Source organism: Francisella noatunensis subsp. noatunensis (genome assembly GCF_009823375.1).
GTDB lineage: Bacteria > Pseudomonadota > Gammaproteobacteria > Francisellales > Francisellaceae > Francisella > Francisella noatunensis.
On record NZ_WBSX01000105.1, the window covers coordinates 1 to 6,562 of the forward strand.

The following is a 6,562-nucleotide window of genomic DNA, read 5'->3' on the forward strand; positions in this document are numbered from 1 at the left end:
TAAAGAGTTTGCTAAACATAAGAAGCTAACTAGCGAGACTGGCATCAAAGTATTCTTTGCTGATCCATACAGTCCTTGGCAAAGAGGTACTAATGAAAACATGAATAGGTATATCAGACAATTTATATCTAAAGGTACTAACTTTAACAATATATCTCATCAATACATTAGAAAGTTACAGATAGACTTGAATAATAGACCTAAGAAATGTTTAAATTACTTGACACCTAATGAAGTACATTTTGGTATCTCTATAAACATTGAGAATACTATCTAGCAATATAAATCTGTTATTATTTATAAATAATAAAATTTCAGATTGATATTGTAATGAAAAAAACGACTTTATTAGTATTAGCTTTAGTTGCTACAGCTTTGATATCATGTTCAAACTCAAATGGAGACTCTTTTGGCTATGTAGCTCCTCCGCCAACTGACCAAAACTTAGATTCTAATGAACCAGGATACATGCAACAACCTGGGGGAGTATCTGCAGGCATCATAAGTCAACAAGGCCATGCTAGTCACGATGCTTTTGTTACAATTAAAGAATAATTCTCTACATTAATCAGCATCTATAATTTTTTTACCATCTACTACAGAATCTTCATTAAAATCACTATTTTTGATTTTCTGCTTATATCTGTAATGAGATACTGGACCAGATAACGCATAACCAATCATTATAAAATACAGTAACTTATCAGGCATTGTAAATAACATCAAAATTATTAGTATAAAACAAATAACATATAGCTTACTAATATTACCTTTACCATCACTATCTTTAAAACTTCTAAATTTAATATCACTAACCATCATAAATGCTAAATATAGCGCAGTAAATGCTGTAAGAACAACAACCACAATACTTAAGAATGTAGAGTCACCAACTAAAAATCTTTGACCCATCCAAATCAATCCTGAGATAGTCACAGCTCCAGCTGGACAAGGCATACCATAAAAGTATAAACGACGCTCAAGCATACTTTCTTCTGAGTTATCACTAGCAGGCATAGTATCAAATTTTGCTAATCTCAGAACAACAGCAAGTAAATATAAAAATGCAATAGCTGCTCCTAAAGCTCCCAAGTTATGTAAGCTCCAAAAATACATCACTAAAGCAGGAGTCGCTCCAAAAGAAACCACATCAGCAAGACTATCTAAAGCAGCACCAAATTCTGTTTGAGTGTGAGTATATCTTGCAACTCTACCATCAAATGCATCAGCAAAACCTGCCAATAACATATAAACTGCAGATGATATAAAGTTGCCTTGAAAGGCAGCAATAATAGCTAAAAAGGCAAATAACAAACTTGCACTAGTAAACAAACTAGGAAGTATATATTTTGACTTTTTCATATCAATATTTTCTAATAACCACATAACTATAATCCTACTACATTTATTAACAAATCTGGTCGCAACACCTGTGCCCGATGCAAATATACATGATTTATATCAAGCTGCGACTTAGTTGTATTATATGTCAACATAATCCTAATACAAAACTCTAATGCTCCTTCACGTACCATTTGTTGACAATCAATCAAAGGAACATTAACTAAACCCACATCACGAGCTGCAACAGCAGGAAATTCGGATTCAATATCCCTAGTTGCAGTAAATATAATATTAACAATATCTTCAGACTTAATGTTGTTACAACTTTTCATCTGCTGCAAAAGCTCTTTTGTCGCACTTAAAACATTCTCTTTAGTATCTTTTTCTATTGTTGTTGCACCTCTAACTGATCTCTGCATAAGACCTTTCCTCAATTAGTACCAATAATTTTCTGCTTCAGAAGTCTTGGAAGAGGAAAATAGACTTCCTCCTTGATACCATCAAACTCCTCAACAGCAACATCGCCTTCACAAACTCTAGATATCTCTGAAATTACCTGCTGAACAAGATACTCAGGTGCAGATGCTCCAGCACTGACTCCACAAACTTTCTTATTCTCAAACCAGGTGCTTTTAATATCCGCAGGATTATCTACCAAATAAGCATCAATCCCTTCTAGTGTCGCAAGCTCTTTCAGTCTATTAGAATTCGAGCTATTTTGTGAGCCTACAACAACTAAGACATCTATTTCTTTAAGCATTGACTTTATTGCTGTTTGACGATTCTGTGTTGCATAACAAATATCTTCTTTTTTTGGCCCTTTGATATTTGGAAACCTATTTTTTAAGGACTCTATAATTCCCTGAGTTTCGTCTACAGATAAAGTAGTTTGTGTCGCATAATATAGATTATCAGGATTTTTTATATCTAGATTAGCAACATCTTGTTCACTTTCGACTAAATATATAGCTCCTTTTTCACTGCGATACTGACCCATAGTGCCCTGAACTTCAGGGTGTCCTTTATGACCAATCAAAACACATTCAGCATCATTATTACTTGCTAGGCGAACACCTCTATGGACTTTAGTAACTAATGGACACGTAGCATCGTATAGAACAAGATTCTTTTTAGTAGCAGCTTCTTCAACCTGTAGTGAGACACCATGAGCACTAAATATACACACAGCATCATCTGGAACTTCATCAACCTCTTTAACAAAGACTACACCTTTTTTCTTCAAAGAATCTACAACAACCTTATTATGAACAACTTCATGGCGTACATAAACAGGAGATTTTTCAACTTCCAAAACCTTTTCAACAGTCTCAACAGCTCTACTAACACCTGCACAAAAGCCTCTTGGATTAGCTAATAATATCTTCACCTAAATCTTCCTCTTTTTCAGCTATATCTAAAATCTTAGCTTCGAATACAATTATCTGACCTGATAATGGATGATTAAAATCTACCGTAACATCATTTTCATTGATTTCCGTAATCAAACCCGGTAGCTTAGAGCCATCTTTTTGGCTAAATGATACAATTAAGCCCTCTTCTAACTCCATATCCTTTGGAAATCTATATTTAGGCACAGAGTATATACTTGCAGGATGCTTTTCTCCAAAAGCCTCCTCTGGCATTAAAACAACTCTTTTACTATCGCCAATGGATGCACCCTCTAACTCATTTTCAACTTTATTAGTAAAGCATCCTTGACCCATTTGAAATATAAAAGGCCTGTTATAGTTTTCTGTATCTTCAGCTATAGAACCATCTTTTAATCTAAATTTAAAATGCATTTTCACAAAGCTATCTGAAGTTATTTTCATACAAATTCTAATTATATTTTTTGAACTTCAAGATACCATATTTAGAGATTTTATTCATCTTTTGTTCACATAACAACTTGATTTTATGGATATATGTTAACAACCTTAGCTACAAATACTATTCTCAACAAAAACTTTATAGTAGAATCGTATTAATAAATTACAAGCTTTATTACTACTTATGAAAAAACTATTTAACTTTGCCATAGTATTGCTACTAGTATTTGCTATAGCAGGTTGTGAAACTTTTACAGGGAGTGAAAACCCTAGTGATAAAAATCTCTCCTTCCCAACATTAGAACCATGTACAAAAAAGTTAATAGAATCTAACCAGTCTTTTATATGCCTAAAAGAACAGCAAGGCCCAGACCTAATTCAAACAAATATAAAATTTGATGCTGATAGCTATAACCTTAATGATCAAGCCAAACAAATTCTGAATAAATTATATGCATACCTGAAGCTTACAGACACTACAACATTTACAATACGAGGATATGCTGGAAAAGTAGAGTCAAAACTTCTAACTGACAAAAACATACTAACTGAATATAATATCAGACTATCTAAAAATCGTGCAGAAAGTGTTGAAGAGTATCTTGTAAGAAGAGGATTAGATAAAAACAATGGTATTATAATCAAGGCTCTAGGTTATCAAGATCCTATTGCTCCAAATGATACAAGTTCAAATAGAGCAATAAACCAAAGAGTTGAAATCACTCTAAAAAGCAGGCTAATCGAACAAATAGATAATATAGAACAGAATCTAAAACATGTGAAGCCTGCGGATTACACTAAGTTCTTTTCAAATGTTTACCTACTAAACGGTAATCAGGTTGATAATGTATCGAGAATATACGATTCTAGCGAAAAAAGACCTGTACTTAGTATAGGCTTTAAGATTTTTGCTGATAAAGAATATCCTCAAAATGTTGATAACAAAAACTTTATTATTATTTCAGAACCTAAACCTCTATCTTCATTTAATGACGATACAAAATACTATAGGCTAGGAACTGCAAAATATGATCATACTTATAAAGGCATTACAGCTCTTACGATTAGTAATCTAACTAGAGAAGCTAGCGTTGGCAATTATGTAATACCAGATGCTATTGCAGATCAAAAACTTCCTAGTGAAACTTTTAAAATGAAAAGCAAAATAACAGCCAATGTACTCGAAGATGTTATGAATACAAACACATTCTCATCATCTTATAATAGTATTCTACTCAATAAAGGCGCTACTGATGGCCTAAAACTAGGAGCAGAAGTTATATTATATGAACCAGAAAGTAGAACTGATGGCTTTCCTATAGCACCTAAGTATATAGGTTATGGCTTCATATATAGAGAGTCGAACAACTATTCTATAGCGATGATCGTAAATTCACTACAAGAAATTACTAGCAACTCAATGGCAACAACTAGATTGTAATGAACGATACCACTAATTTCATAATCGCTCTTTCATGTACTCCCTATTTTGGTAATAGTCGTCTTTTGAGAGCATTAGAACTTAACATCGACTTTAGAGAGATTGTCGACAATCCAAGCGAATTTATCAAAAGCTTATCGTTACGTTCTGAGAGTATAGAGTATCTCAGCAATAGAAAATATCAAAGCTATCTAGATAAAATTAATAACTGGCTAGAAAATAGCAATAACAAGTTAGTAATATACTCAGATCAAGATTATCCAGAAAGTCTCAAACATATTAGCAATCCTCCTTTTGTATTATATTGTACAGGTAATACAAAGCTTTTAGAGACTGCTCAATTAGCAATTGTTGGTGCAAGAAATAACTCTATTTATGGAAAGAATGTTACTTACAAACTTTGCAAAGAACTCAAAGACTCAAACATCACAATAACAAGTGGACTAGCCTATGGTATTGACACATTAGCTCATAAATATGCTCTTGAAAACAATTTAAATACTATAGCGGTAGTAGGTACAGGAGTTGATATTATATATCCAAACTCGAATAGAGAACTATATAGCAATATTATTTCCAATAATGGATTAATAATATCTGAGCTACCTCTAGGGACAACAGCTTCACGTTACACTTTTCCTCAGAGAAATCGTATCATTAGTGGACTATCTAAAGGAGTAGTTATAATTGAAGCAGCTAGCAAAAGTGGCTCATTAATAACTGCTCAACATGCTCTTAAACAAAACAAAGAAGTATTCGCAGTACCAGGAAGTATTTTTAGCACATCAAGCCAAGGCTGTAATGAATTAATCAAACAAGGAGCAAAACTAGTTTGCGATATCAATGATATTCTAGAAGAGATAAATATCAACTCAAACAACTTGTTACAAGAAACTTCTACAAAAATAGCTGATGATAATATAAACCTAAGTGACCCCGAAAAAGTAATTCTAGATATTATCGAACAAGAGCTCACAACGATTGATAAAATAGTTACTGAGTCGAAACTTCCTTACATCGAAATAACTCCTATTCTATTTGAGCTCGAACTCAAATCACTGATTGAGTCAGTACCAGGTGGATATATAAATACTCAAAGAATCGCGACTCCGTAATTTATTATACCTACTAAGGTCTGCTATACTTTATGTATACAGTCATACTGGGATTCAAGATGGTTCTACAGTTAGTACTCAATACACTCAAAAACCCTTTCATAGCACTATTTTTAACGATAAGTATTGGTTATTTACTCGGAAAGATTAAGTATAAGACTTTTGTATTAGGTGGTATTTCAGGATCTCTGATAACTGGAGTGATCATAGGACAACTTAATATTATGGTTCCACCAGAGATAGGCTCTTTGTTTTTTGCTTTATTTATATATGCTAGATTGTATTCTCAATGTTTATAGAGATACCAAAATGTACTTCATTAGGTGTCAAGTAATTTGAACATTTCTTAGGTCTATTATTCAAGTCTATCTGTAACTTCTAATGTATTGATGAGATATATTGTTAAAGTTAGTACCTTTAGGTATAAATTGTCTGATATACCTATTCATGTTTTCATTAGTACCTCTTTGCCAAGGACTGTATGGATCAGCAAAGAATACTTTGATGCCAGTCTTGCTAGTTAGCTTCTTATGTTTAGCAAACTCTTTACCATTATCAAATGTAGCTGTTAATATTTTATGACCATTAGATACTTTGTACAATATTCTATTGATTGAATTAGCTGTTCTATCTATAGACTTGGCTAAAATAGTAAATCTGCTAGCTCTATCGACCATTGTTACAATAGCACTTTTATGGTCTTTACCAACAATAGTGTCACCTTCAAAGTGATAAAGATTTTTTCTATTAGCACTGCTAGGTCTTTCAGAAATACTCGCTCTATCCTTTATCTTAACTTGTTTAGAGTCACCTTCTTTTTTGTATTTATATTG

General features: G+C 32.8%; 8 protein-coding genes and 2 pseudogenes. 5 read left to right on the forward strand and 5 right to left on the reverse strand.

The features are described 5' to 3' along the window. Both F8C69_RS08205 and F8C69_RS08210 read left to right on the forward strand, forming a co-directional pair. Window positions 1–277: IS30 family transposase (locus tag F8C69_RS08205; protein WP_159184702.1), on the forward strand; the 277-nt coding region annotated here is incomplete at its 5' end. A 53-nt stretch (window positions 278–330) separates the two neighbouring features. Continuing rightward, a complete protein-coding gene (locus tag F8C69_RS08210) occupies window positions 331–555 on the forward strand; it encodes a hypothetical protein (protein WP_159184845.1) in 225 nt (74 codons plus the stop codon). Between the two features lie 9 nt (window positions 556–564). Here the strand turns inward: F8C69_RS08210 and F8C69_RS08215 are convergent, their stop codons facing one another. Genes F8C69_RS08215 through fkpB form a run of 4 tightly spaced genes read right to left on the reverse strand, consistent with a single transcriptional unit; the run spans window position 565 to window position 3,176 of the window. After that, window positions 565–1,386 (reverse strand): CDP-alcohol phosphatidyltransferase family protein, encoded by an 822-nt coding sequence (locus tag F8C69_RS08215; RefSeq protein WP_192189645.1) that lies wholly within the window; start codon window positions 1,384–1,386, stop codon window positions 565–567. Window positions 1,387–1,388: 2 nt separating this feature from the next. Next, a complete protein-coding gene (gene aroH, locus F8C69_RS08220) occupies window positions 1,389–1,763 on the reverse strand; it encodes a chorismate mutase (RefSeq protein ID WP_159184846.1) in 375 nt (124 codons plus the stop codon). Between the two features lie 11 nt (window positions 1,764–1,774). Further along, window positions 1,775–2,731, reverse strand: coding sequence for a 4-hydroxy-3-methylbut-2-enyl diphosphate reductase (gene ispH, locus F8C69_RS08225; RefSeq protein ID WP_159184847.1), 957 nt, complete (start codon window positions 2,729–2,731; stop codon window positions 1,775–1,777). Beyond that, window positions 2,712–3,176 (reverse strand): FKBP-type peptidyl-prolyl cis-trans isomerase, encoded by a 465-nt coding sequence (fkpB, locus tag F8C69_RS08230; protein WP_159184848.1) that lies wholly within the window; start codon window positions 3,174–3,176, stop codon window positions 2,712–2,714. The genes ispH and fkpB overlap by 20 nt, the downstream gene beginning before the upstream one ends. Window positions 3,177–3,357: 181 nt before the next feature. Here fkpB and F8C69_RS08235 point away from each other — a divergent pair, with 181 nt between their 5' ends. From F8C69_RS08235 to F8C69_RS08245, 3 genes and pseudogenes are all read left to right on the forward strand, one after another. Further along, window positions 3,358–4,614 (forward strand): OmpA family protein, encoded by a 1,257-nt coding sequence (locus tag F8C69_RS08235; RefSeq protein WP_159184849.1) that lies wholly within the window; start codon window positions 3,358–3,360, stop codon window positions 4,612–4,614. Next, window positions 4,614–5,729 carry a DNA-processing protein DprA gene (dprA, locus tag F8C69_RS08240; protein ID WP_159184850.1) on the forward strand — a complete coding sequence of 372 codons (1,116 nt, stop codon included), beginning with the start codon at window positions 4,614–4,616 and terminating at the stop codon, window positions 5,727–5,729. The genes F8C69_RS08235 and dprA overlap by 1 nt, the downstream gene beginning before the upstream one ends. 59 nt (window positions 5,730–5,788) lie before the next feature. Next, window positions 5,789–6,004, forward strand: a pseudogene (locus F8C69_RS08245) (aspartate-alanine antiporter-like transporter); the annotation flags it as partial. Here the strand turns inward: F8C69_RS08245 and F8C69_RS08250 are convergent. Beyond that, window positions 6,003–6,562: pseudogene (locus tag F8C69_RS08250) on the reverse strand (IS30 family transposase); the annotation flags it as partial. The pseudogenes F8C69_RS08245 and F8C69_RS08250 sit on opposite strands and share 2 nt — an antisense overlap.